The following is a 23,373-nucleotide window of genomic DNA, read 5'->3' on the forward strand; positions in this document are numbered from 1 at the left end:
CGACTATTTCACCCGCGCTCAAGATGCTGGTCCCGCTCAGCATATCAGCAATGATCGATCGGAATTTGGATGATTTCGCGCGAGCGTATCGACAATGGAGGATTGATCCTCTTCATCGCCATCTCGACGCTCGGGCTGGGTCTGATTGTTTCAGGTTTCATCTCGGCATTATTGTGGGCTGCTCTGGCGGCCCTGCTCTTTCAGCCGCTTTACAGACGTATCCTGTTCGACTGTCGCGGGCGACGCAACATGGCGGCGGCGTTGACGCTGCTCATCATTATCATAGCTGTCATCATGCCGGCCCTGATAATCGGGAGCCTCGTGATCGAGCAGGCAAGCGGCGTGTACGCAAAGATCAGAAGTGGCCAGATCGACTTTGTGACCTATTTCGGTCAGGTGCATGCTGCTTTGCCGATGCGGTTGCAGCAGTGGGTTGAGAATGCCGGTTTTGGCACGTTTGAGCGGGCACAAGCCAAGATTTCTCAGGCATTGAGCAACAGCGCGAGCATATTGACGCAGCGCGCATTGACCATAGGCGCGGACGCAGCAGCTTTCGTGCTTTCCTTTGGGGTGGGTCTCTATGTGAGTTTCTTTCTCCTGCGCGATGGGGAGGCGTTAGCATCGCAGATCATCACAAGACTGCCACTTGAACCGACCATAGCCCATCGGATTGCAACCCGCTTCGTGATCGTCGTGCGCGCGACCATAAAGGGATCGGGAATTGTCGCCCTGGCGCAAGGCATGCTAGGCGCAGCAACTTTCTGGATAGTAGGCATGCCTGCCGCCCTTCTATGGGGGGTGCTGATGGCGATTGCCGCCCTGCTACCAGCGATCGGACCTGCGATAATATGGCTGCCGGTAGCGACCTATCTGCTTGCTACGGGCGATTTTTGGCAGGCCGTCATCGTGGTTGCTTCCGGCGTCTTTGTGATCGGTCTTGTCGACAATCTCCTACGGCCCATGCTCGTAGGTCGAGATACCGGTCTGCCGGATTGGCTCATATTGGTGACGACCCTCGGCGGTATCGAGACGCTTGGCCTCAGCGGCATCGTGGTTGGGCCGATTGCTGCGGCCTTCTTCCTGACGGGATGGGATATATTGGCAGAGCAGAAAGCCGCTTCCACGCGAGACTGAACAGGGAATTGTTGGATTCCGCATAGCCCCCATGAACGCAAGATCGACCCGGGGGGAACGAAACGGCGATTGCCGCATTGTCGGCGAACCAATGGCGCGCCTTGCAGGATCTTCGATGATGTTCAAATATGTTGCGATCAGGCAGGAAAAGGGCCGCTGGCATATCAGCGCCGAGAGCGGCCGACCGGGCGATCCAGTCCTCAGTCTCGACAACAGAGGTTATGCCTCGCGCATGGACGCCCTGCAGGCTGCGATGATCTACGCGCAGGACAATCGCCTGGATATTGTTGAGATGGCCCTTTGAGGCGACCGGAAGCCTGCCACGATCTCTCTCCCCCATGCTCCGGTCGTTCGCGATGCTGTCCTTGCAGACGCGAATCGCGGAAAAAACTTGAACCGAAATCTGCGGCCCTATCGATCACCCACGAGATGAAAATTACGGCTTGCGAAGCCATCGGATGCAGGCCCCTCGCAGCGCGACTATGCAATCCGTCGCCGCAGCTTGGGACGGGGCTGCGATATGAGCCAGTGTCGGTCGAACTCGTCATTGAAACATCAAGGAAAAGGCATGATCTTTAAGTCGATCCTTTTCTCGCGTGATGGTTGGGTGCCCAATAATTCTGCCATCCCGGTCGGGCTGTACCTCGGAGTCGAGCCAAGCGAGAGGACGGATCTGGCCAAGGCCTTCGAGGCGCGATTTGCGAGCCATGGCTGGCTACCTGAGTGGCGTGACAAGATCTATGATTATGATCATTATCACTCGACTGCGCATGAAGTGCTTGGAATGGCCTCGGGTCATGCCACTCTCGCACTTGGAGGATCGGCCGGATTTGAAATTGCGGTGGCGGCCGGCGATGCGCTGATGCTGCCGGCCGGAACCGGCCACCGCGCAGTCAAGCAGAGTCGGGATTTCCTCGCGGTAGGCGCTTATCCTGTCGGGCAGATCTGGGATATTTGTTGCGTCTCGCCAAGTCAGAGCATGCTGGATCGAATCAGCAGCCTGCCGCCGCCCGAATATGATCCGGTCACCGGCAGCAGAATATATTCACCGTAAAAGGCGGCTCCTCACCGCAACGTGCAATGCCAAGAGACCAGAGCAAATCGGCACATCATCTGTCTGTAGCCTGACATCCTTCACCGTTACGAAGTTTGCTAACGGATTGGACCATTTCAGAGTAAGCGGTGTTTTCAGCCCACGGTGGTCCAAGGCATGAGTTCGGCGACGCCGTTCGCAGGATGACCGTTGGCCAGGCTGTTCAGCGTATCGGTCAGCCAGATGTGCGGGTTGATGCCGGAGAGCTTGCAGTTTTCGATGAGCGTGGCGATCACCGCCCAGTTGTCGCCGCCTTCGTCGGAACCGGCGAACAGGGCATTCTTGCGGTTCAGCGCGAGGGGCCGGATAGAGCGTTCGACGGTGTTGCTGTCGAGGTCGATGCGGCCATCCTCGAGGAAGCGTGACAGCCCATCCCAGCGGGTGAGCGCGTAGCGGATCGCTTCGCCGAGCTTGCTCTTGGCGCTGACCTGGCGGATGCGGGCCTCGAGATACTGGCGAAGATCATCGACGATGATGCGGCTGCGGTCATGGCGAACAGCCCGGCGTTGCTCCGCCGATAATCCTCGCGCCTCATCTTCGATGGCATAGAGCAAGGCGACGCGACGCAGCACTTCCGTTGCCACCGGCGAGTTGTCGGCCAGCTCGTAGAACTTGCGCCGGACGTGTGCCCAGCAAAAAGCGAGGCTGATCTGCTGGCGGCGCCTGGCGAGCGCGGCATAGCCGCCATAGCCATCGACCTGCAGGATACCTGCAAAATCACCGAGATGCGCTTCTGCCCGTTCGCCCTTGCGATCGGCTGCATAGACATAGGCGACCATCGGCGGATCATCGCCGCCCCAAGGTCGGTCATCGCGGGCATAGGCCCATAGCTGGCCGGTCTTGGTTCGCCCACGCCCCGGATCGAGCACCGGCGCCGTAGTTTCGTCCGCAAATAGTCGTTCTGATCGTCGCAATCGCTCAAGGATGTGATCGCGCAAGGGGCGCAGATACCAAGCTGCCCGTCCGACCCAGTCTGCCAGGGTGGATCGATCAAGCTGGATGCCTTGCCGGGCGTAGATCTGCGCCTGGCGGTACAGCGGTAGATGATCGGCGTACTTGGCGACCAGCACCTGGGCGATCAGCGCTTCGGTGGGAATGCCGCCCTCGACGATCCGCGCCGGTGCCGGGGCCTGCACAATGGCGCTCTCGCACGAGCGGCAACCGTAGCGCGGGCGGCGGGTGACGAGGACACGGAAGGTCGTGGGCACGACGTCGAGGCGTTCGGCTACATCCTCGCCGATCTGGTGGAGCGCGCCGCCGCAGCACGGACAGGCCTTGTCCTCGACATCGACGACCTGCTCGATCCGTTCGAGATGGGCAGGGAGCGAACCGCGGTTGCTCTTGCGGGGGCGCTCGGCGGGAGTCCGGCTTGCCTTGTCCCTGGCATGCTCGGCTTCAGCCAACGCCGTCTCGACTTCTTCCAGCGCAAGCTCGAACTGATCAGGATCGAACTGCTCTGACCGGCGTCCAAAACGGTGGCGCTGCAGAGCCTCGATGATCGCCTTCAGGCGTTCCACATCAGCCTGGAAAACCTTGAGCGTGTCGAGCTCGCGGGCCTGTTCGAGGACGAGCGCACGCAGCGCTTCAACGTCGTCGGGGAGGTCCGCTTCCATGAGCATGGCAGGCAGTGAATCAGTAGGCGAAGGCCCCGTCAACCGGCAATCTGCGGGACAATGGGACGGCGTCCACCGTGCACTCTGCGCCAGTCCAGACCCTCCAGAAGGGCACCGAGTTGCGCCGAGGTCAGGCGCATCACGCCGTCCTGGATGCCCGGCCACTTGAAGCCACCGGTCTCGAGCTTCTTGGCCATCAGACACAGGCCCGTGCCGTCCCACCAGACCAGCTTGATCCGGTCCGAACGCTTCGCCCGGAACACGTAGATCACGCCCGAATAGGGATCGCCGCCGTACTCGGCTCCGACCAGCGCGGCCAGGGCGTCAGGTCCCTTGCGGAAATCCACCGGGCGCGTCGCGACCATCACGCGCGCGCCAGCCCCAGGTCCTATCATCGCGTCGCCTTGAGCGCTTCGATCACCGCGGCAATCACACCGACGTCGGCACTGCGGCCGATCTTCACTGCCACACCGTCGATCTCCAGCTCGACAGCTGCAGCTGCTGCGCAACGTCGACGGCGGGGACGCCGCGTGGGAGCAGGACCGGACACCGCGCTGGGCTCGATTACGGCAGGCACGAACGCGACCGCTTCCGGCTCTTCCGAAGGCAGGATCCCCCCCTTGGCCTCGAGCTGCTTGCGCAAATCCCGCCGCCACGCGTAAACCTGAGAGGGATCGAGCCCATGCCGGCGAGCCACGGCACTGACCCCGTCCCGGCCCGAATAGCACTCTGCAACAATCGAGGCCTTCACTTCGGGCGGCCACTCTCGCCGCTTGCCCGCGCCCGTAAACACCTCGAACCGCTGCGCGCCCTTGCTCACAGGATCATCACCCGAGATTATCATAGTAGCAGCGCACTCCAGCCCAATCAGGGCGCGGAAACTCGGCGCTACGCTTCAAACGCGCAAGGTGGGGGCAGAACAGCGCTTACATTTCAGATCTTTGAGCGTTCATTGTGTCGAGGAGACCGGCCTGATGCAATTTTCCCCCTTAATGCACTTCGTTGAGGCGCCACCCTCTCCATTGCCGCACCTGGCCATTTTGGCGGACGCCGAAGAACTGCAGCGGTCGGACGACAATATTTCGTCCCGATCTTCAACCGGCCAACATGTCGCCATGGGTGGCGCCATTCTGCTAACGGCTCTCCTGTTCGCGCGTGGGCTGAGATGATTTATATTTGGACAGTTTCTACTCGATGAAAAAGGAACGCCTCTATGTTGTGGACAATTCTCCTAGTCCTTCTCGTTCTCTGGGTTCTGGGCGCGTTCGTCATTCCGGTCGGCGGTGGCCTGATCCATCTACTCCTGGTTCTGGCCGTAATCGTTCTGGTCTATCAGTTCGTGACCGGAAGACGGGCCTGATAGGAAAAACCGGGCGCCCAAAATTAGCGATGTGAACCAGCGGAATGTTGGGGGGCTAGGCGCGAGTAACCCATGCCCTTCAATGTTCATCAAAGGCGGGATTTCTGATCACTAACATTCTCTGGTCGATCGGAAAGTTTAAGCCACGGTGACGCCGAGCTACCATTTCTCTGCATCGTCGTTTCTAAAGAAATGTCTACCACCTCGAGAGATAGTAGCTATCCCGTCAGCGTGCTGCCGGCATTTCGATGGCCGGATCATGCCGCATCATGTCTGCGTGCGGAACCTGGACAGGCCGCTCTGTTGCTAATTCGTCGCGAACGGGAGTGTCAGAATTCGGCGCGAGGGCTTCGAGGTAGCGCATGATTTCTCAGCTGCACGGTCAAGGTCTTGCGCAGGATCGGATTTCGCAATATTCGCCAATCCGTTATCAGCTTTCCTCACTTGAAAATCCTTGTGTGGCATGCCTACCTTCTTTTTCCAGATATTTTCTTCATAACAATCCAGTGTCCATGCGGTTGCAAGACAAAGAATATACTCCAATTTTCAATGGCTCCCTCCGCAGCCATGAGTCGATTACTCAGTTTGAAAAAGATGGCGATCGATAGGCTGCTGGGTCGTCTTCTGCGCTCTCTAAACCGACATTTGTGCGCTGACGTATTGCTCAGTCTACCCAGCTTGTGGAAAGCCCTCCCGGTTGAATAGGCTGGCTTTTGCCAGACTTCGCTTCTTTCTCGGCGTTCGCGGATATCTTTAATCCGTCGGCGATCAGCGCGAGACACCGGAAATAGTGGCTCGTGCAGCCGCGGGCGAATGCTTTCGGGTGAGCGCAATCCAAGGTCAGACCGAGCCGGGCTTGCCTACCATCGATCAGGCTATTTGCCTCTTGAACGAGGTTGCATCAGCCTGTGCCCACCAGCGCGCAAGACGCGGATCGCGAGCGCCTTCGAGCAGTTCCCCAGGCTCAACGAATGGTTAGAGTTCATCGAAGGAACGCATCTCAACGGCGCTGATCCGCTGGCGCAATCCGTCCGGCGTAAACTCGTCAGGGGAATTGAGGCCGCATGCGACGACGATGTCATGCAGGGCCGACAGGGTGGATTGCTGGAACCGGGCGACACGTTCTGCCTTCTCGGGAATCACCAGGCCTCTCTGACGGGCCGGTGACTGCGTCGCCACGCCGGTCGGACAGGTGTCGGTATGGCAGCGCATGGACTGAACGCAGCCGAGCGAAAACATGAAGGCTCGCGCCGCATTGCACCAGTCTGCGCCCAGAGCCGCATTCATCGCGATCCCCGCACCCGAACTGACCTTGCCCGACGCCGCCAGTCTGATCTTCCCCTTGAGATTTGTGCCGACAAGTGCGTTGCGCGCAAGCATCAGCCCCTCCCGCAGCGGCATGCCGACCCGGTCAGACAATTCGGTGGGAGCAGCTCCGGTACCGCCCTCGGCGCCGTCAATCACGATGAAGTCGATCAGGATGCCGGTCTCGATCATCGCCTTCACGACGGCGAAAAGTTCATGGGGGTAGCCCACGCACAGTTTGATCCCGACCGGTTTGCCGCCCGAAAGTTCGCGCATCCTTCCAGCAAATTCGACAAGCTGGATCGGCGTGGAAAAGGCGCTGTGCCCAGCGGGCGACAGGCAGTCCTCGCCCATGGGCACGTCGCGGGTTTCGGCGATTTCGCGCGTTACCTTGGCCGCTGGCAATAGTCCGCCATGACCGGGCTTGGCGCCCTGGCTCAGCTTGATCTCCGTCATCTTCACCGCGTCATGGGCGGCCCGATCAGCAAAATGGCTTGGATCAAACTGGCCTTGTCGGTCTCGGCAGCCAAAATAGCCCGACCCTATTTCCCAGACGATGTCACCGCCATGTTTGAGATGATAGGGCGACAGGCCGCCTTCTCCGGTGTCGTGATAGAAAGCACCGATCTTTGCGCCAAGATTGAGCGCCTCGATAGCATTGCTGCCGAGTGCGCCGAAGCTCATGGCCGAAATATTGAGGCGCGCCGCCTGATAAGGCCGACTGCATTGATCCGTGCCGACATGGACCCGTGTTTCCCTCGGGGCGTTGCGGGAGGGGGCGATCGAATGGGCAAGCCACTCATATTCGTCGGAATAGACGTCGAGTTCGGTGCCGAATGGATGGGCATCCGCCTCGCCCTTGGCGCGGGCGTAGACGAGCGCCCGTTCATCATGGCTATAAGGTCGCCCATCCAGATCACTTTCGACGAAATAGGCCCTGGCAAAGGGACGCAACCATTCGAAGAACCAGCGGAAGCGGGCGGAGGCGGGATAGTTTCGACGCAGGCTATGATGCGACTGGAACAGATCGGTCAACGCCAGGACCAGAATCGGCGCGAGCACAAGCAACAGCCACAGCGCATGGCGATGATGCCGGCCAATGGCCAGCGTTCCAATCGTGCCGACGAGCCCGATCAGCAGCAGCAGGTTTCGGGACAGCGGACGGTCGCGCGTCAATGCCGCGACCAGATTGGGTCTCTCGCTCACGAGAGAAGATTTCGGATCAGCCCGACCACATCGCGACCGCGTCCGTTGAGCACCGCCTTGGCCGAATAGAGCGCCATGCCCGCGACTTGCCCCACTTCGACCTTGGGCGGCATGACGAGTTCGAACCGATCCGTGACCACATCAAGCAGAGCCGGTCCGGGCGCGGCGAGCCAGTCCGTTACGGCCCCTTCAAGCTGGTCGGCTTGTTCAACGCGCCGGCCCCATAGCCCCATTGCCTCGGCCACGCGCGCGAAATCAGGATTGACGAGGTCGGTATAGGCCTCCAGCAGCCCTTCAACCTTCTGCTCGATTTCGACGAAATCGAGTGCGCCATTGTTGAACACCGCGACCTTGATCGGCAGCTTCTCCTGCACTGCGGTCAGCAAGTCGCCCAACAGCATGGCGATGCCGCCATCGCCCGACAAGGATATCACGGTTCGGTCGGGGAACGCCGCCTTGGCTCCCAAGGCCTGAGGCATGGCATTGGCCATGGTGCCATGGCTCAGGCTGATAACGGTGCGATTGCGCCCGGTGGCCGCGACATGGCGCAGGCACCATACCATCGGCGATCCACCATCGGCGGTGTAGATGCTATCGGCGGGCGCATGCCGTGAAATCATCTCGGTGAGATATTGGGGATGAATTGCCCCACCTTTGCCGATGGTCGCATGCTTGGCCTGATCCTCAACCGTTCGGGCACGATGCGCAAGGCATTCGTCGAGAAACGCGCGTTCGCTGCGCGATGCTATGCGTGGCAGCAGCGCTTCGATCGTCGCAGCAACATCGCCCACGACGCCAAGGTCGACAGGATGGCGTCGTCCCAGATGGCTACCATCTATGTCGACCTGGATGATGGTTGCCTTTTCGGGATAAAATTGCCGCCAGGCAAAATCGCAGCCCAGCAGCAGCAGCGTGTCGCAGGCCATCAGCGCATGATAGCCCGCCTCACCGCCGAATATGCCGGTCATCCCGACATTGAAAGCATTGTCATGCTCCAGGAAATCCTTGGCGCGCGAGGTATGGGCGACCGGTGCCTGGAGCGCGTGCGCCAAGGCAATGATCTGATCATGGGCGCCCTCGCAACCCGATCCACCGTAGATGGCGATCTTCTTGCCCTTGGCGATCTCAGCGGCGATGCGGTCGATATCCGCATCGGTCGGGCGTATGAGCGGACGGGCGGGATGAACCGCAAAGGGTGGCTCGTCGGGGGCCTTGGCGCTCGAGACATCCGCAGGTACGATCAGTACCGCCACCCCTTTCTTCGCCAGAGCGGCCTGGGCTGCCATCGCGGTCTTGCGCCGCGCCTGTGCGGGCGTCCTGATTTCTTCGCAGAATACGCTGCAGCTCTGGTAGATGGACCGGAAGTCGACCTCCTGTGGGAAGTCGAAGCCCAGCTCATCGCGAACGATCTGGCTGGCAATCAGGACCACGGGCGCGCGATTGCGGTGGGATTCGAACAGGCCATTGATGAAGTGGAGACTGCCGGGGCCGCAGGAGCCCGCGCACAGCGCCAATTCGCCGGTCAGCATCGAGTCTGCCCCCGCTGCAAATCCGCCCGCCTCCTCGTGGCGCACATGGACCCAGCGAATATCGCTTTCGCGGATGGCGTCAGTCACATGGTTGAGGGTGTCGCCCGGGACGCCGTAGCAGCGCCTAGCCCCGGCTGCCGCGAGCGTTTCCACGATTACCTGCGCCACTGTGGTCATGAACTGTTCCCCGATAGCATCTTGAGATGCAGGGGTAAGCGGCGAGCGGCACCCATGTTCCGTTACAAATGAGTTATGTTGAACGGCGCGCGGCCGTCTGGTGGCCGCCTGGCACCTCTTGCCGTTACAACGGGCTGCCCCTCATCAGCTGCGAGCCGATAGAAGCGCCGCACGTCATCAGGCAAGCGCGACGCTCAACGGGCCGTCCGTGGGCATCTCATCGATAGCGCCGCACTTGGGGGCAGTAGCCAGGGCATTGGCACTGGAGAATTTTGGCAGCGCCAGCAGGCTTAGCGCATAGCCGATGATGGCGCTGCCGCCATAACCCACAACCGGCGTCGGATAATTGCCCAGGGCAGCCGCCAGGATCGCGGCGAACCAGACGGCGCCGAAAGCGACATAGATTGCGCGGCTCTCGGCAGCCCGGCGCCAACCAATGACGGAAGGGACGACGAGCAGCATCAAGCCGCCCAATACCGCCAGTCCCGCAACGGCATGAAGGTCGAACGATGAATAGAGAATCTGATCGACATAGGGTATTGCGGGCAGTCTGTCGGCACGGATCAGCGTTGCCGCAAAGCTCGCGGCGCTGGCAGCAAGTGCGGTGCACACATGTCGATCGGGGCGCATGACTGCAAGCGCGGTTAGGCAGATCACGAGCATCGCCGCCATCGCGCGATCGGGCTGAAGCGCCATTGCGACCGCAGCCGCGACGATGCTGACAGTCGCGGGGACGTTTCGAAAACGCGAAAATGCGACGAGCATTGTCGGCAAGAGGATCAGACTTGGCTGCATCGCCAATCCGCCCCAATAAACCCAGCGCGCTATTCCATCGGCTTGGGAGCCGAAAAGAGCTGTTGCCAACAATGCGCCTGCCATCATGAGGTTTGCCCCGTCCGTCCAACCTTGCCCCGATCGGGCCGCGCGTTCCAGCAGCAGCAGCAGAGTCAAGCCGATGATCAAGGCGCCCAGGTTCACCCCAAGATAGCGCATCGGCGCGCCGGCGATCGCCATATAGGCAGTGCCGAGCAGGACAGCGCTGGTCAGACAGACGATGCCCAGCGCATGGGGACGACGTGTAGCGGCGTTGACGATATGCATGATGGTCGATCCTTCCGGACGGGAAACATGGTCACCAACAGGCGAGGCGAAGATGGTCAGCAGGCGGGATGCGACCGCACGCGGCATGAGCCCACATAGGCTGCCGAGCGTGAATAAGAGAGCCTTGCTGTCATCCGGGATGGCAGCGGCTTCGCAACGGATCGCCCATCCCCATCGCTGCAAAGGCGTGGGCAGCGTAGCTTGCAGCGCACGACAGGCCAGATCGATCAAGCGGCGACGAAGCCTTATGCTCATATGGTTGCCTGCCGGCTGCGCACGGCAGTTGTGACCGGATGACCGGGAGGATTGGCGCGGGCAAGCTGCACACCGCTCGCCGTCAACCGATAAGCGTGCCGTGGCGGGCGGCCAGCTTCAACTGGCTGCTGCCATTCTGCTTCCAGATGTCCCTGAGCTTCCAGGCGGATGAGGAGCGGATAGAGTGTGCCGGATTTCACATCAGCGCGGCGCGCCAATTCATATCCGTGCGACCATTGGCCATCGGCATCGAGCAGGATGGCAAGCACCATCCGGGCGCGAGAGGACAAGGAACGTGTTCGAGGCATGATCGATAGATCTACCTATATCGATTTATTGTCAAGCTTCAGTCGGAATGAGCATGGAAGCGCGCCAAAATGTTGCTCGAGATTGACCGATTGCCGATCGTCCCACTAAGTTCCGCACACGGAATTGATGACAGGCTTTTCGCACAACCTGAGCAGGAAAAGGCATGACGGAAGAAGAAGCTTACGCGCTCAGACTGCAATCCGTCGCCACCACCAAGCTGGCGCAGACCACGCTTGAATTCGCTATCAACATGGCACGACTGCAGGGATTGTCCCTCGATCTGGAAGGCGCTGCCCAAGCGCACCTCAATTGTGAACTGGATCACAGCCTCGACCCGAAAAGCCTGGCAATAGAAGGTGACGCGCGCATGATTGTCGCAGAGACGCTCCTCGCCTTCGCGCGCAAGTCGGGCTGCTGATCACAGGCCTCGCAAAAGATCTGCCGCTGCTGCTGACCACGCTTTCGGAGAGCGTGGCCAAAGCTCCATCCGATCCATCATTTTGTGCAGCACGGCATGTTACAGCCTTGCATGCCGCAGCCCCTAGGCCAGTTACTGGCCCAGCTTGAAAAGCCCATGGCGAAAGCTAACGGAACGGCACAAATTGTTGCTCGTTCATGTCTCCATGAAGCCATTCGCGCCTGCAGAACGTGTTCCCTATCTCCATGCCCGTCGCGACCTCAAAATGGCACGGTCGGCCCATGCTTATGTGTGGGGCAACACGGCACGTTTCTACGAATGGCTGGAAGATAGCAGGCTTGCCCGGATCGTCCCGGAAGGGCCCGCGATCTGGATCTGCGGGGACTGCCATCTTGGCAATCTTGGTCCGTTAGCGGATAGCGACGGCAATGTCGCAATCCAGATACGCGATCTTGATCAGGCGGTCATTGGCAATCCCGCACACGATCTTATCCGCCTTGGCCTGTCACTTGCGACTGCGGCGCGCGGTTCCGATCTTCCAGGCGTCATCACCGCTCGCATGCTGGAAGAGATGATTGCGGGCTACGCCGAAGCCTTTTCCCACCCGGACCAGGACGAGCGGGAGGCCCAGCAGGAACCTGATGCGGTGCGCACGGTTCGCCGCCGTGCTCTCAACCGCAAATGGCGTCATCTGGCCAAAGAGCGGCTGGAGGCGATTGAACCCTGTATTCCTCTTGGCAAGCGATTTTGGCCGCTCGATGAAAAGGAATATGCGGCCCTGCGCGATGTCGTGATCCATCCGCCTGTCAGCGCGATGATCCTGTCTCTCGATCATCGCGGGAAAGAACGCGCACCTGTCATGGCGGACGCTGCCTATTGGATGAAGGGTTGCAGTTCGCTTGGCCTTCTGCGGTTTGCCGCGGTCGTCACCTTGGAAGGAAAAAAGCGCACCGATCATGCGCTGGTCGATCTCAAGGAAGCTGTTCAACCTGTCGCGCCGATCGCGTCCGGAGCCTGCATGCCGGATGATCCTGCTGAACGCGTGCTGGCAGCAGCACGCGCCTTGTCTCCGCATCTGGGCGAGCGCATGGCCACAGCAAGGATGCTTGGACATTCGATCTTCGTTCGCGAACTGATGCCGCAAGACCTCAAGATCGAGGCAGAACAATTTTCTCGGGGCGAGGCCCTAAAAGCCGCGCGATATCTCGCCTTCGTTGTGGGAAAAGCCCATGCACGACAAATGGACAAAGCGACACGCCGCGCATGGCTCACGACTTTGCGCAACGGCCGATCGAACGGCATGGACGCCCCATCCTGGTTGTGGCGGGCCGTAGTTGCCTTGGCGGCGCGACATGAAGCAGGCTATCTCGACCATTGTCGCATTTATGCACTGGCGCGCTGAGACATCTTTCGTCTGGGAAGGATGCTCAGCCGTGCGGACGTGCCGACTGCGCTCGGTAAAATCACACTGATTGAGATTAAAGCGACAGCTGCGACCGGGAACGCCCCTCTTGGCTAGGGATTGTCCTTCTGGCGGGACAATATTTGTCTCGAGCAGATTGGAGAGTATCATGAGCATTGAAGGCAAGGCCAAGGAAGCCGCCGGTTACATTAAGGAAGAAGCTTTCGAGCATGGCAAATCGCCTGAAAGTCAGAAGAAGGCCCAGGAAGGCCGCGACCTTCGCAACGAAGGCCGGGTGGAAGATGGCAAGCTACCCAAGACCGACAAGCCCGGCACCGGCGACTGACGGTCCTCCAAGCAAAAATCGCCGCTCCGGTCCGGGGCGGCGATTTTCATTGGAGTGCCTCTATTTTAGCGGTTTGTAGCTGCATTTGAATTTCAACGGGCGGGCTGGCAGGCTCGGTGTCAAATGGATGTGGAACTGCTCTCCGACCATCGTGTCGAGCGCGAAAGCCTGCTCCGCCTCATACATGTCGTCACGATGGGCGTCCTTCCATCCAGCCACGGCCTCGATCGCCTTTGCCTTCGCCCGCGACAGGCTGGTTGCCACGACGAACATGTTGCGATGCTGCTCCGCGAAGTCCGTCGGGTCATACCCTCCCAGATTGACATAATATAGCCTCTCGGCGCCCGTCCATCGCTCTGGGCGTAAAGTGACATTGTAGCCATCGGCATGATCGATCTCGGCCCAGCAGTCTATGTGCAGCGTGCCTGGCGTCCCCCACCATTGCTCCCGCAATGCTGCATGGGTGTCCGTGATCGTATCAGCTACAACAAACCGCATATCGTGGATTTCGATATGGGCCCTGGGATGTTCGCCGCCCACATATATCGCAAAAAGCTTCATATCGGTGCTCCGGGCTGGTGCTCGGACCGTACAGGCGATCGCGATGGGCGTATCGCGATCGCACAAGCCAGTTCAGCGCCGACTACCAGGCCCATTTCATGGGAGCTGGTGATGCCCTGGACAAAGGGATGGCGACCAAGAATGAAAGGTAGGCTTAGACAGAATATGCGTCGCGCCGCCGGGTCGTCAGAGACAGGATGATAGAGCTCGTCGATTGCGACACCTTTGACGCTGCAGCCTTGCGTGTCTGCGGCATTTTGGACGATTTCTTGTTCGATCAAGGTTGGGAAGGGGAATGCGTCAACATTGAGTGGACGCTGTCCGGTTGCTTCGATGAACACAGGATAATGGTGATCTTCGCCATCAATCAACACATGCACACCGGAATCGGCTTGATGACTATCGATTCTGTAATTTTCTCCCAATGCCTTCACATCCAATTTTTTTGCCCGATGTAGTGCTATCAGGCGTTCGATGGAAAGGTGTGGCACTGTTGCATAGTCGTCGATGAATATCGGCTTTAGAAAGCGATCAAACCGCTCGAGTTCATCTTCATCAAGATGCGGAACGATCAGTGCCATCACCTCATGCATCCGCAAGATGGCATAGCGCCATGGAACGGTGACTTCCTTGGCGAAGTTGCGCTTGGCTTCTGCCAGGTTGGTCGCTGCCCACTCAAATGGATCGACGTTGGCGCGCTCTCCAAAATAGCGATCCGAAAACTGTTCGGGCGCGAGGTCTGCAAGCATGATGCGTTTCGCATAATCCGGGTCAGCCTCCTGCAGCTCCTGCCGGAAAAGCGCGTAGGCTCGACGGAGAATATCGCCTTCTCCATCCTCGATCAGGCTTGTGATCGCTGCTTCCGTGCAGATCGAAAGCGGTATGTAGGGGATAGTATGGTAGAAATCAGCTTCCGGAAGCAGGCCCTTGCGCGACATCATCGTTATCTGAAGCTTTTCATGGCCGGGCTTTGACCGATATGTCAGAGCTCCGCCGTTCCGGCATTCGAACTGACCGTGGGCGACAGCCAGAGCCACCGCGGCATCAATGGCCGTCAGTGAGCTTCCGCGCAGCCCAACCTTTGTAGCGGAAATCCGCTGAAGTGCGCTTGCCGGCCATGGGCTCAGATAATAGCCGGGTCGCACTTCGGGCTCTTCGGGCCACTGATGCCCGGTCGCCAGGACGACATAATCAAACCACTCGATTGACTGGGGCAAGCGGGCTGGGGCGATCATCAGCTTCAGGCTGTCTCCTTCAACTTCAATGTCGACTACCTTGGTTCGCGCGCGGACATGAACGTCGATCCCCTTCAACCGGGCGCGCTCGACCAGTTGGGTGAACTGGTCGAGAAAGAACCGGCCGAGCGCTACCCGCGGGTAAAAAGCCCGTTCGTCGATGCCTGATCGATCAATGCCGAGTGCGCGAAGCCGATCTTCATCCTGGCGGCCGAGCCAATCGATCAACGTTTCTGCCAGAGGCGGAATTTCGACGCTCGCAATGTTGGACAGCATGGCGGGATCATTCCAGCCTGGCCGATATGGGGTGCCCAGACCTGGCTGGGATTGCAGTTCAAATATGGTGATATTGGCGTCAGGCCGGCCTGGTAAATTGCCTAGGGCTTCAATCAGCGCGTTCAACGTATAGATGGTGGTCGGACCTGCGCCGACGAAAGCGATTGCGGTAGCCATGTCAGTGCAATTCCCGTGGCGCCATTGAGTGCCATGGCAACTGCCATAGTTGATGCGAATTAAGCTCTTTTCCTGTTAGCGCCACGCGGTATCGGTACCGTATGAGCTCGCAGAACAGGACCTCAAAGCCCGGCCTCCCGCCCTCCGCCACGACAGATCGCCTCAGCTGAACGCCGTTTTCACCACGGATGATGCGTCTAGCATGCGCGTCTTGCGCCGATATGAACTCTACCATCGTTTAAGGGCGCGCGCCGCCGCCATCGCAATTGCTCCCGCCGATCGGTCTACGCAGCTCATTCACTGGAACCAGATGCCCTTGCGGCTCGTAAATTGCCCTGTCGCCTCAGGAGGCAACCCGGACAATGTCCATCATTCCACTCAGCAAGGAGCGAACATGGCAGAGCGTCTCACCATGCAGGACCCGCGCGCGCAATATCCCAAGCCGCCATTTCCAGAGCAGCCGCAACCGGTTCCCGGCATCGCAGCAAACATGGATCCAAAGCCTGATCATGGCGAGGACAGCTATGTCGGTTCAGGAAAGCTCAAGGGCCGCAAGGCGCTCGTTACCGGTGGCGATAGCGGCATCGGCCGGGCTGCAGCCATTGCCTTTGCGCGAGAAGGCGCTGATGTCGCCATCTCCTATCTTCCAAGTGAAGAAGCTGACGCAAAGGCAGTGGTCGCCCTCATCGAGGCTGAAGGGCGCACGGCCTTGGCGCTACCGGGCGACATCACCGATGAGAGCTGGTGCCGCAAACTTGTCGATGAAACGCTCTCTGGCCTAGGCGGCCTCGACATCCTCGTCATCAATGCTGGTCATCAACAATATCGCGATGATGTGACAGCCGTGAGCTCGGAAGATTTCGACCGTACGCTCAAGACCAATCTCTATGCCATGCATTGGATCACGCAGGCGGCGGTTCCTCATCTACCTGCTGGCGCATCCGTGATCACCACCGCCTCGGTGCAAGCCTATGAGCCGTCGGCCATTCTCCTGGACTATGCCACGACCAAAGCCGGCATCGTCGCCTATACCAAGGCGCTGGCAAAGCAGCTGATCGAGAAGGGCATCCGCGCCAATGTGGTGGCGCCCGGTCCATTCTGGACCGTGCTGCAGCCCAGCGGGGGGCAGCCGCAGGAAAAGGTCAGACAGTTCGGCGGGCAGAGCCAGTTCGGTCGTCCTGGTCAGCCAGTCGAGATTGCGCCCGTTTATGTGCTGCTTGCCTCGCAGGAGGGCAGTTATATCACGGGCGAAGTCTATGGTGTGACGGGAGGCGCCGGTATCGCGTGATGCAAATAACGGCCCCGCATCACTGTGGGGCCGTTATGGCAGTGAATATCCGGGAACGTGCCTTCATGGAATGTATTGCCCTGGGCGTTGCCGGAAACCAGCTGGAAGGGAAGCGACCATTTGCGTCGTTCATGCTACGGTTTCTAAATCTGCAATCCGCCATCGCCCCTGAGACGCTGCTTTTCACCCTTCCCAGCGCTCGGAGCGCGCCAGCCGCCGGCCCGTGGTCAAGGTCTGAATGACGAAAAGAAGAATAAGAATAAAGCCTGCTGCCCCGACAAACAGGTCGAAGCCCGACAGGCGCCCAAAATATCCTGGACCAGAACCCAAAACCATCATCATCAGCGTGAGCGCGATAAGCATCAATCTCAATTCGGTCGGGCCCGCTGCGAGATATGACAGCTTGAACTCTCCCAGCACGCGCGCAGCAAGATAGGCGTGGATCGAGAGCAGCAAATATCCAGCAAGCGCCACCATCGCGATGTCCATGGTGACGAACGGACTGAGGCCGATGCCGGCAAGGATGAGTAGGGTCGCAAGCCCATCGCAACTATGATCGATGAAATAGCCATAGGAAGGACGCTCAATGCGGCGAAAGCGAGCGATGCTCCCGTCCATTGAATCCCCAAACCATTGGACGACATAACCAACAATGGCGAGCGACAGCCACGATGTGTGTAGATTGCTTGCCACATAGCCTATGAAAATCAAACATGCACCGAACATGCCCAAGGCCGTCAGGAGATCGGGGGTGACGCACTGCGGCATTTGAGCGCATAACCAGTTCAGCAATTTCCGCTCTTTCGCGGCAAGCCAATTCTCTTGGATGCGGGAAAGGGCGGCTAAATTCTTTAGGGGAATTGTCATAGTCCCTTATGAAGCCATGAGCCTCACTGGGCAATGTGAGAATGGCGATACCTCCCGTCACTTCCAAGGCATATGCCTGATGGCAGCTTGCGACCGATTCCGTTGTTCCCAGCGCCTCTTCAAGTTTGCTTAGGGAGAATTGGAAACAGTCCGCTATCTACCCGTCACTGCAATCACGCTCGGGTTTAGCTTCGAGACCCTTTGGGCAAATTATCTGGGAATCTTCCTGCTGTCGCGGCACCGCTCGGACCTCTATCTGGACGATCACTAGTCGGAGCCGGGGCGTCGGGCTCGTCGATGTCTGTGGTACGTATGGCAGGGCTTCCGAGCCCTTCCCCAGCGATTGTTGCGCTACTATCTCCCGGCGAGACCTTCTGGGCGGCCTTCCGGTTGGTGCGCTCGCCAGCGCCGGTGTCCTCTGGACCGTCGGTAGTTTTAGGTGTCGTGGGCATCATTGATATCCTTTTTCGACTCATCGTCGAAACAAACAAAGCGCGCGCGCAATTGGTTTCACGATCGAGGCGACACTGATCTCCGACCGTCCGCTCCCGACCGTCGATCGCTGTTTGCCGGGGCGCCCGGCGCCGGCCCCCTACAGCGGTTGGTCCACTTCTAGGCGGGAACGTTGCCCGGCGCGAACCAATCGAATTGTTTGATGCCGCCACTTTTTACCCTGCCAGGATGAAGGCCCAGCCTCATCCCAGACCAGCGTCTTTCCTAGCGCCAGCTGCAAGTGCCGGGGCCTTGGCCTGAAATATGGCCGTCTGAACTTGGCCGGTCCGCTCACCGATCGCAGCCACGAGCCTGTCGCGATCATTAGTGTATATGGTGGCGGACAGCTTTGCTCGGGAGATCCCTACATAGAAGGACTTCTGATCGACCAGGTTGGTCGCTCTGCTGTCGGCATGGATGATGACGTGGTCGGCGGTCCTGCCCTGCGCCGCAAAGGCGGTATCGACATAGGCATGGGCAATATGCCGGTCGCGGGCGGAATCGAGATGGAGCGTTTCGATCTTCCCTCGTCCAGTCTGGACCGTGGCGGTGCGCGCCTCTTGATCAACCGCAAGGACTTGCGCACGGGCGCCATTCACCCGCCCCGTCTCGCGGTCATTGCGGGTGAACCGGATCGTATCGCCGGCCTTGAGGTCGATCGGCTGGGCCAAGAAAGCCTGAGCATGACCTGCCCCCCATTGCCGCAGGCGCCAGTCCACTGCGCGCCCATCCTCGGCCCTGAGTGTGATAGCAGCCTTGAGCGGATCGATGCTTTCGACGCGATAGGCTTCTCCACGCGCCACCCCCTTATCGGCATAGTCACGAGTGAAGCTGACGACGTCGCCCTTGTCGTAACTCAGCGGAGCGCGTGCATCGACTCGGGTGAGCCCCTTGTTGGCGAGGCTTTCCACGGCAACGGCGGGACCGGTCAATATCTCCGATCGAGCGAGGGCGGCGCGAATGTCTGCGGTCAGCGCATCGCGCCCTTCGCGCGACGGCTCGATGATGAGGGTGCGGGCACGTCCTGTCTTGTCGAGCGCGGCATATCGCTGGGCGATGGCAGCAAAGCGCTCATTCCGATCCGCGTTTTCTATGACCTGCCCGCCACCTCGATCCAGCGCTGCCATGGCTTTTCTGGCATCCCCATCGATCGACGCCAGCACCGCTTCCTTGGTGGCACCATTGGTCTGTCGCACAATCTCGGCCAGCCTGGCGGTCTCCATGCCAGCGTCCTGCAATTGGGCAAAGGCCGCGCCCGCCTCGACTGAACCCAACTGCTTTACATCCCCGACAAGCAGGATGCGGGCATCATGCTTGGCTGCAAGCTCGAACAGTCGCGCCATATCGTGAGCCGACAACAGGGATGCCTCGTCAACGATCCACGCGGCAGGTCGGCCAATATCGCCACGCTGCGGTGATAACAGGTGTCGGGCCACGGTATCGCCATTTGTGCCCAGCGCCTGCCCAAGCACCATCGCCGCTGATGCGGTAGGCGCAAGTGCGGTGATCGACACGCCTCGCGCCGCAGCCTCACAGGCAAAGGTCGCCAGTACAGTCGTGGTCTTGGCCGTGCCGGCATAGCCCTGCAGAGCCGTGATCCGGTTGCAACTGTTCAGGAGCTGCTGGGTGGCAGAGCGCTGATCGGGGTTCCAGCCGAAACCCGCGCGCTCGGCCTGCGCTGCAGCGTTGGCAACCGCCTTTGCGGCCGCAAGTGGGGATGCGATCGGGGCAAGTCCCCCACGCCCGTCCGCCTCGATCCGCAGCATCCTGGCTTCGGTCTCGACATTCTGGCGGGTGGTGAACCCGGAAAATTCGGCGCCGCGCCGGTCGATATAGACACGTTCCAGCAAATCCCCCTTCTTCGTGGCCAAATCGATTGCGGCCCCGATCTGCTCGTAGCCGATCCGGCCCAGCCCGATCCGTCCAGCCTCCTGTCTCAAGGTGGCCTCGGAAAATAGCGACTGCCGCTCTCCCAGACTGGCGGCGGCATGGGCGACAGCGCGGGCTGCGCCATTCTCGCCCTCAAACGCCATCCTGGCGCGATGAGAAGGATCGGCCATTCTGGCCTGAGCCTCTCTTACCATCATCGACCTCACTTCTGCCCCAAAGCCGGTCTTGGCGGCCCTCTCCCGCCATTGCGCAACAAGTCCCGTCTGGTCGGCGAGGACTTTGGCCTCGCGCGTGTCGAGCGCGGCAATCTGCTTCTCCAGAGCGCTGGCGGCATCACGAGATGTTCCCCTTTCGACAAGCGCTGCCTCGATCTCGGCACTTCGGGTGCTGAACGCGTCAATGACACCGGCTGGCACATCCGTGATCTCGAACATGGACTCCTTGCCGGCATCGATCTCATAGCCGAGCTCTCGCACCTTCAAGGCCAGTTCCTGTCGATAGATGGCTCCAATCTGCTTTTGCAGCTGGTAGAGCGCGCGCGGTTCTAGGCTGCGCCAGCCACCATCTTCACCCTGCGTGGCATTCATGATGACATTGTGGGTATGAAGCTGCGGGTCCTGGGCACGGCTGGTGCCATGCTGGAAGCTGGCAATGACCAGATTGCCGGTCGCCTCGCGCGCAACGGTGCCGCCATCGCGTACACGGGTCGCGGCCATATGCCGTTCGACATGCGCCATCGCGATTTTCACGGCATGGCCATGGGCGTCAATCAAGCGCCGGTCGCCTGCCACCTGGGCCATGATCGACACCGACTTGGGGGCGCTCAAGGTCACGTCCCAGCCGGGACGGTGGTGAAGCGCGCCATCCCGAAAGGCGCCGAGCTGCAGATCGCCGATCCTGCCGTCCAGCAAGGCACGGAACTGGTCGCGGTCCACCTCCCCGCACAGACCCAGCGCTTCGGCGCCCTGGCCCTGCCAATGGGAGGGCGACAAACCGCCCTCGGCATAATAGTCATCGGCCTCATAATAGCTGCTCGCCTGCGCCGAGCTGGTCAATGCCGATACCGATGCCACCATCATACTGGCCCTTGGCTCTCGGGCTGGGTGGAAAGCGGTGACGACGCTGCTGGAGATGGCGGTGCCGGAGATATCGGGGACGCTGGCGCAGCTTTGCCCCAGAGCATGGTCGCCGGATCGGCTTCAATAAGCCGCGGCTGGCGTGGGGGGCCGCGCCGCGCGACATGATCGGCGGTCAGCCGGATTTTGGCTACTGGCAATCCGTCGGGCAGCAGCAAATAGCCATCATGCCGCGCAAGGCGCAGTTCGCTCTCGAAGACGGCCGGGCGGACTTCTCGCCGCTTGCCCAAGCTGATTTGGTGGCCCTCATCACCGTCTACCAGAATGTCGGCCTTGGTCCGCATTTCCATCTCGCACTCGCCGATGGTCTGGCTGGCCCATTTCCTCGTTTCGCTGTCGATGCTTTGCAGGAACAGCTTGCTGTTACAGCAGCCCAGCATGGCCTCGGCGATCTGCGGCCCGTAGCGGTGCTGCATCTGCCCCAGCGCCTGGAAGGTCAATATCACCGCCGCACCAAATTTGCGGCCCTCGGGCAGCAGCCGCGCCAGATTGTCGACGCGGGGCAGGTCGGCCAGTTCATCCAGCACGAACCAGATGCGCCGTGTATCGGAAGGGGGCAGGCCCAGCACGGCGCTTGCCGCACATTCCAGCCAACAGGCGAGCAAGGGTTTGGACGCTTCGAAATAGTCCTCCTTTCTTGGCACGAATATCCAGGGCCGCGCGCCGGAATGCCGATCGAGCCCGTTGAAGAAGGTGCGAAAGGCAAAGGGGCTCTCCTTGGCGCCCTCGGCGCGCAGGAACTGGATAAGGTCCGCCGCCTTGGCGAGCATGAAAAGGACGCTGCCCGTTGCCCGGTCGGCATCGTCGGCAAAGGTGCGTGCCGATGAACTGGTGGCGAGCCATTGCTTGAGATCATCCCTGGTCCGGTTTTTCAGGGCATGAAGCAGGTTTGGCAGAGTGCCATTCTTCTCTCGCCACAAAGCCCTGATCATGTTGGCGACAAGGATGCGGCTGGTATCGAGCCACACGTCGCTATCATGTTTCCCGGTTTCGGTGATCAACTGGTGGGCGATGCGGTCGGCATCGGCGGGATGGGCGATCTCGGCGAACGGCGACCAGAAGGCGCAGCGCGCATCGAACGGATTGAGGATGATATCGCCGCGCGCCGGATCGTAATAATGTGCGATGAACTCGCCGCTTGTGTCATAGACCAAAGCAGCTTCGCCACGCGCCTCGATACCGTCGAGCAATTGCCGCAAGGCTGTGGTCTTGCCGCTCCCGGTTGTGCCGATCATGGCCATGTGACGGGTTTCGAGGCGGGTGGGAATTGGTACCTTTCCAATCGAGAGGGTGCGGGCATCGGCCTGCCTGCCGGTCAGCCTGGCGAGTTTCTTCTCGTCCGCCACCTGCGTTCCGCCGATCCAGCGATCGGCCAGCAGGCGCTCACGTCGCCGGGCCATCGCATGACGCATGGCGATCAGCGCAACGAGCCAGCCAGCAAAGCCCAGCATGCTGCCGCCTTTGATGCAGGCCCAGAGAAGATCCACTTGGTGGTGGAAATAGGGATGGGCGATGATCTGGCGGGCCGATCGTCCTTCCTCGATATGGTCGGGATAGTGGACATCGATTCCCGTGTCCGCCTTCCAGGCCGATACGGCCAAGAGTTTGGTCCTGGCCCAATAATAGGTGCCGGTGGCCAGCATGCTGTCCTTGTTCAGCAAGATGGTCGGCAAGGACAGTCCGCCGATGGCGATAGAGGCCAGCATCACCAAGGCCTGCCGCTTGAGGCGCGCGCCCTCGATACCGAGATGATGCTTGCGCAGGGCGTCTGCATGGTCGCGGCGATCGTCTCGCCGGGTCATGATCGATGTTCCTGCGCGAGCCGCCGCTGCCGATCATAGGCGGCATGGATCTCCTGGGTGAGGACTTCGTCGCTCTTGCCTGCGCCGCTCGCCGCGCTGCGGGCGTAGCAATAGGCTGCGCAGGCGGTGAACAGCGTGCGGTCGAGCATATGCTCGAGGTCGATGACATGCGTGCCGACCGCTGCAAGTTCGGTCACGATCTCGCGGGTGTCGATCGCGCTGCCTGTTCCCTGGACGAGGGCGATCAGCCCCTGGTCCACGACCCGAGCGAGCATGGCATATTCGCTCAAGCCGCGCTGCCGGGCGAATTCGGCAAGGATGCGATGCTGGGCTGGAGAGAGCCGCACGGTTTGGGCCCGAGCGCTCATCGCACTACCTGTGACGAGATGCTATTTGCCATC

Annotated in this window: 20 protein-coding genes and 1 pseudogene; 8 read left to right on the top strand and 13 right to left on the bottom strand. The window is 60.3% G+C overall.

The genetic code is table 11. From position 1 onward, the window contains the following. Positions 1–69: 69 nt before the first annotated feature. The 3 genes from U0025_RS21375 (at position 70) to U0025_RS21385 (ending at position 2,188) form a co-directional block, all read left to right on the top strand. A complete protein-coding gene (locus U0025_RS21375) occupies positions 70–1,134 on the top strand; it encodes an AI-2E family transporter (protein WP_004209590.1) in 1,065 nt (354 codons plus the stop codon). Positions 1,135–1,249: 115 nt separating this feature from the next. Further along, positions 1,250–1,438: a hypothetical protein gene (locus U0025_RS21380; protein WP_004209591.1), complete on the top strand. Its 189-nt coding sequence runs from the start codon at positions 1,250–1,252 to the stop codon at positions 1,436–1,438. A gap of 264 nt (positions 1,439–1,702) precedes the next feature. Further along, a complete protein-coding gene (locus U0025_RS21385) occupies positions 1,703–2,188 on the top strand; it encodes a hypothetical protein (RefSeq protein ID WP_004209592.1) in 486 nt (161 codons plus the stop codon). A gap of 134 nt (positions 2,189–2,322) precedes the next feature. Here the strand turns inward: U0025_RS21385 and tnpC are convergent, their stop codons facing one another. Genes tnpC through tnpA form a run of 3 tightly spaced genes read right to left on the bottom strand, consistent with a single transcriptional unit; the run spans position 2,323 to position 4,660 of the window. After that, positions 2,323–3,846: an IS66 family transposase gene (gene tnpC, locus U0025_RS21390; protein ID WP_004209593.1), complete on the bottom strand. Its 1,524-nt coding sequence runs from the start codon at positions 3,844–3,846 to the stop codon at positions 2,323–2,325. A 32-nt stretch (positions 3,847–3,878) separates the two neighbouring features. Further along, a complete protein-coding gene (gene tnpB / locus U0025_RS21395) occupies positions 3,879–4,205 on the bottom strand; it encodes an IS66 family insertion sequence element accessory protein TnpB (protein ID WP_206434212.1) in 327 nt (108 codons plus the stop codon). A 26-nt stretch (positions 4,206–4,231) separates the two neighbouring features. Then, positions 4,232–4,660, bottom strand: a complete 429-nt coding sequence (gene tnpA, locus U0025_RS21400) for an IS66-like element accessory protein TnpA (RefSeq protein ID WP_279731898.1) — start codon at positions 4,658–4,660, stop codon at positions 4,232–4,234. Between the two features lie 393 nt (positions 4,661–5,053). On the opposite strand from tnpA, the gene U0025_RS21405 reads away from it, so the two are divergent. After that, positions 5,054–5,200, top strand: coding sequence for a lmo0937 family membrane protein (locus tag U0025_RS21405; protein ID WP_004209597.1), 147 nt, complete (start codon positions 5,054–5,056; stop codon positions 5,198–5,200). 870 nt (positions 5,201–6,070) lie between these two features. Here U0025_RS21405 and U0025_RS21410 read toward each other — a convergent pair. The 4 genes and pseudogenes from U0025_RS21410 to U0025_RS21425 form a co-directional block, all read right to left on the bottom strand. Next, positions 6,071–7,711 (bottom strand): annotated as a pseudogene (locus U0025_RS21410) (FMN-binding glutamate synthase family protein). Further along, a complete protein-coding gene (locus U0025_RS21415) occupies positions 7,708–9,417 on the bottom strand; it encodes a ubiquinone-dependent pyruvate dehydrogenase (protein WP_004209601.1) in 1,710 nt (569 codons plus the stop codon). Before U0025_RS21415 ends, U0025_RS21410 begins: the two are co-directional and overlap by 4 nt. A gap of 177 nt (positions 9,418–9,594) precedes the next feature. Next, the gene (locus U0025_RS21420; protein WP_157225201.1) at positions 9,595–10,749 is read right to left on the bottom strand and encodes a hypothetical protein; all 1,155 of its coding nucleotides are present in this window, start codon (positions 10,747–10,749) and stop codon (positions 9,595–9,597) included. Between the two features lie 20 nt (positions 10,750–10,769). After that, positions 10,770–11,045 carry a PadR family transcriptional regulator gene (locus U0025_RS21425; protein WP_199909682.1) on the bottom strand — a complete coding sequence of 92 codons (276 nt, stop codon included), beginning with the start codon at positions 11,043–11,045 and terminating at the stop codon, positions 10,770–10,772. A 200-nt stretch (positions 11,046–11,245) separates the two neighbouring features. On the opposite strand from U0025_RS21425, the gene U0025_RS21430 reads away from it, so the two are divergent. From U0025_RS21430 to U0025_RS21440, 3 genes are all read left to right on the top strand, one after another. After that, entirely contained in the window at positions 11,246–11,500 is a 255-nt protein-coding gene (locus tag U0025_RS21430; RefSeq protein WP_004209604.1) for a hypothetical protein, read from the top strand. Between the two features lie 205 nt (positions 11,501–11,705). Further along, complete coding sequence (locus U0025_RS21435; RefSeq protein ID WP_004209605.1) at positions 11,706–12,902, top strand: DUF2252 family protein; 1,197 nt, start codon at positions 11,706–11,708, stop codon at positions 12,900–12,902. A gap of 169 nt (positions 12,903–13,071) precedes the next feature. After that, positions 13,072–13,248, top strand: a complete 177-nt coding sequence (locus U0025_RS21440) for a hypothetical protein (protein ID WP_004209606.1) — start codon at positions 13,072–13,074, stop codon at positions 13,246–13,248. Positions 13,249–13,308: 60 nt separating this feature from the next. Here U0025_RS21440 and U0025_RS21445 read toward each other — a convergent pair whose 3' ends face one another. Beyond that, positions 13,309–13,809 carry a DUF1543 domain-containing protein gene (locus U0025_RS21445; protein ID WP_004209607.1) on the bottom strand — a complete coding sequence of 167 codons (501 nt, stop codon included), beginning with the start codon at positions 13,807–13,809 and terminating at the stop codon, positions 13,309–13,311. After that, positions 13,806–15,497 carry an FAD/NAD(P)-binding protein gene (locus U0025_RS21450; protein ID WP_004209608.1) on the bottom strand — a complete coding sequence of 564 codons (1,692 nt, stop codon included), beginning with the start codon at positions 15,495–15,497 and terminating at the stop codon, positions 13,806–13,808. Before U0025_RS21450 ends, U0025_RS21445 begins: the two co-directional genes overlap by 4 nt. A gap of 394 nt (positions 15,498–15,891) precedes the next feature. Between U0025_RS21450 and U0025_RS21455 the strand changes: the two genes are divergently transcribed. Then, on the top strand, positions 15,892–16,785 hold the full coding sequence (locus tag U0025_RS21455) for an SDR family oxidoreductase (protein ID WP_004209610.1): 894 nt from the start codon (positions 15,892–15,894) through the stop codon (positions 16,783–16,785). A 183-nt stretch (positions 16,786–16,968) separates the two neighbouring features. On the opposite strand, the gene U0025_RS21460 is transcribed toward U0025_RS21455, so the two are convergent. From U0025_RS21460 to U0025_RS21475, 4 genes are all read right to left on the bottom strand, one after another. Then, entirely contained in the window at positions 16,969–17,652 is a 684-nt protein-coding gene (locus U0025_RS21460; RefSeq protein ID WP_004209612.1) for a CDP-alcohol phosphatidyltransferase family protein, read from the bottom strand. Between the two features lie 695 nt (positions 17,653–18,347). Next, positions 18,348–21,113: a MobF family relaxase gene (gene mobF, locus U0025_RS21465; protein WP_004209613.1), complete on the bottom strand. Its 2,766-nt coding sequence runs from the start codon at positions 21,111–21,113 to the stop codon at positions 18,348–18,350. Beyond that, positions 21,110–22,972, bottom strand: coding sequence for a type IV secretion system DNA-binding domain-containing protein (locus U0025_RS21470; protein WP_004209614.1), 1,863 nt, complete (start codon positions 22,970–22,972; stop codon positions 21,110–21,112). Before U0025_RS21470 ends, mobF begins: the two co-directional genes overlap by 4 nt. After that, positions 22,969–23,340 (bottom strand): hypothetical protein, encoded by a 372-nt coding sequence (locus tag U0025_RS21475; RefSeq protein WP_004209615.1) that lies wholly within the window; start codon positions 23,338–23,340, stop codon positions 22,969–22,971. Before U0025_RS21475 ends, U0025_RS21470 begins: the two co-directional genes overlap by 4 nt. Positions 23,341–23,373 lie beyond the last annotated feature (33 nt).

The sequence above is a fragment of the Sphingobium yanoikuyae genome (assembly GCF_034424525.1).
GTDB lineage: Bacteria > Pseudomonadota > Alphaproteobacteria > Sphingomonadales > Sphingomonadaceae > Sphingobium > Sphingobium yanoikuyae.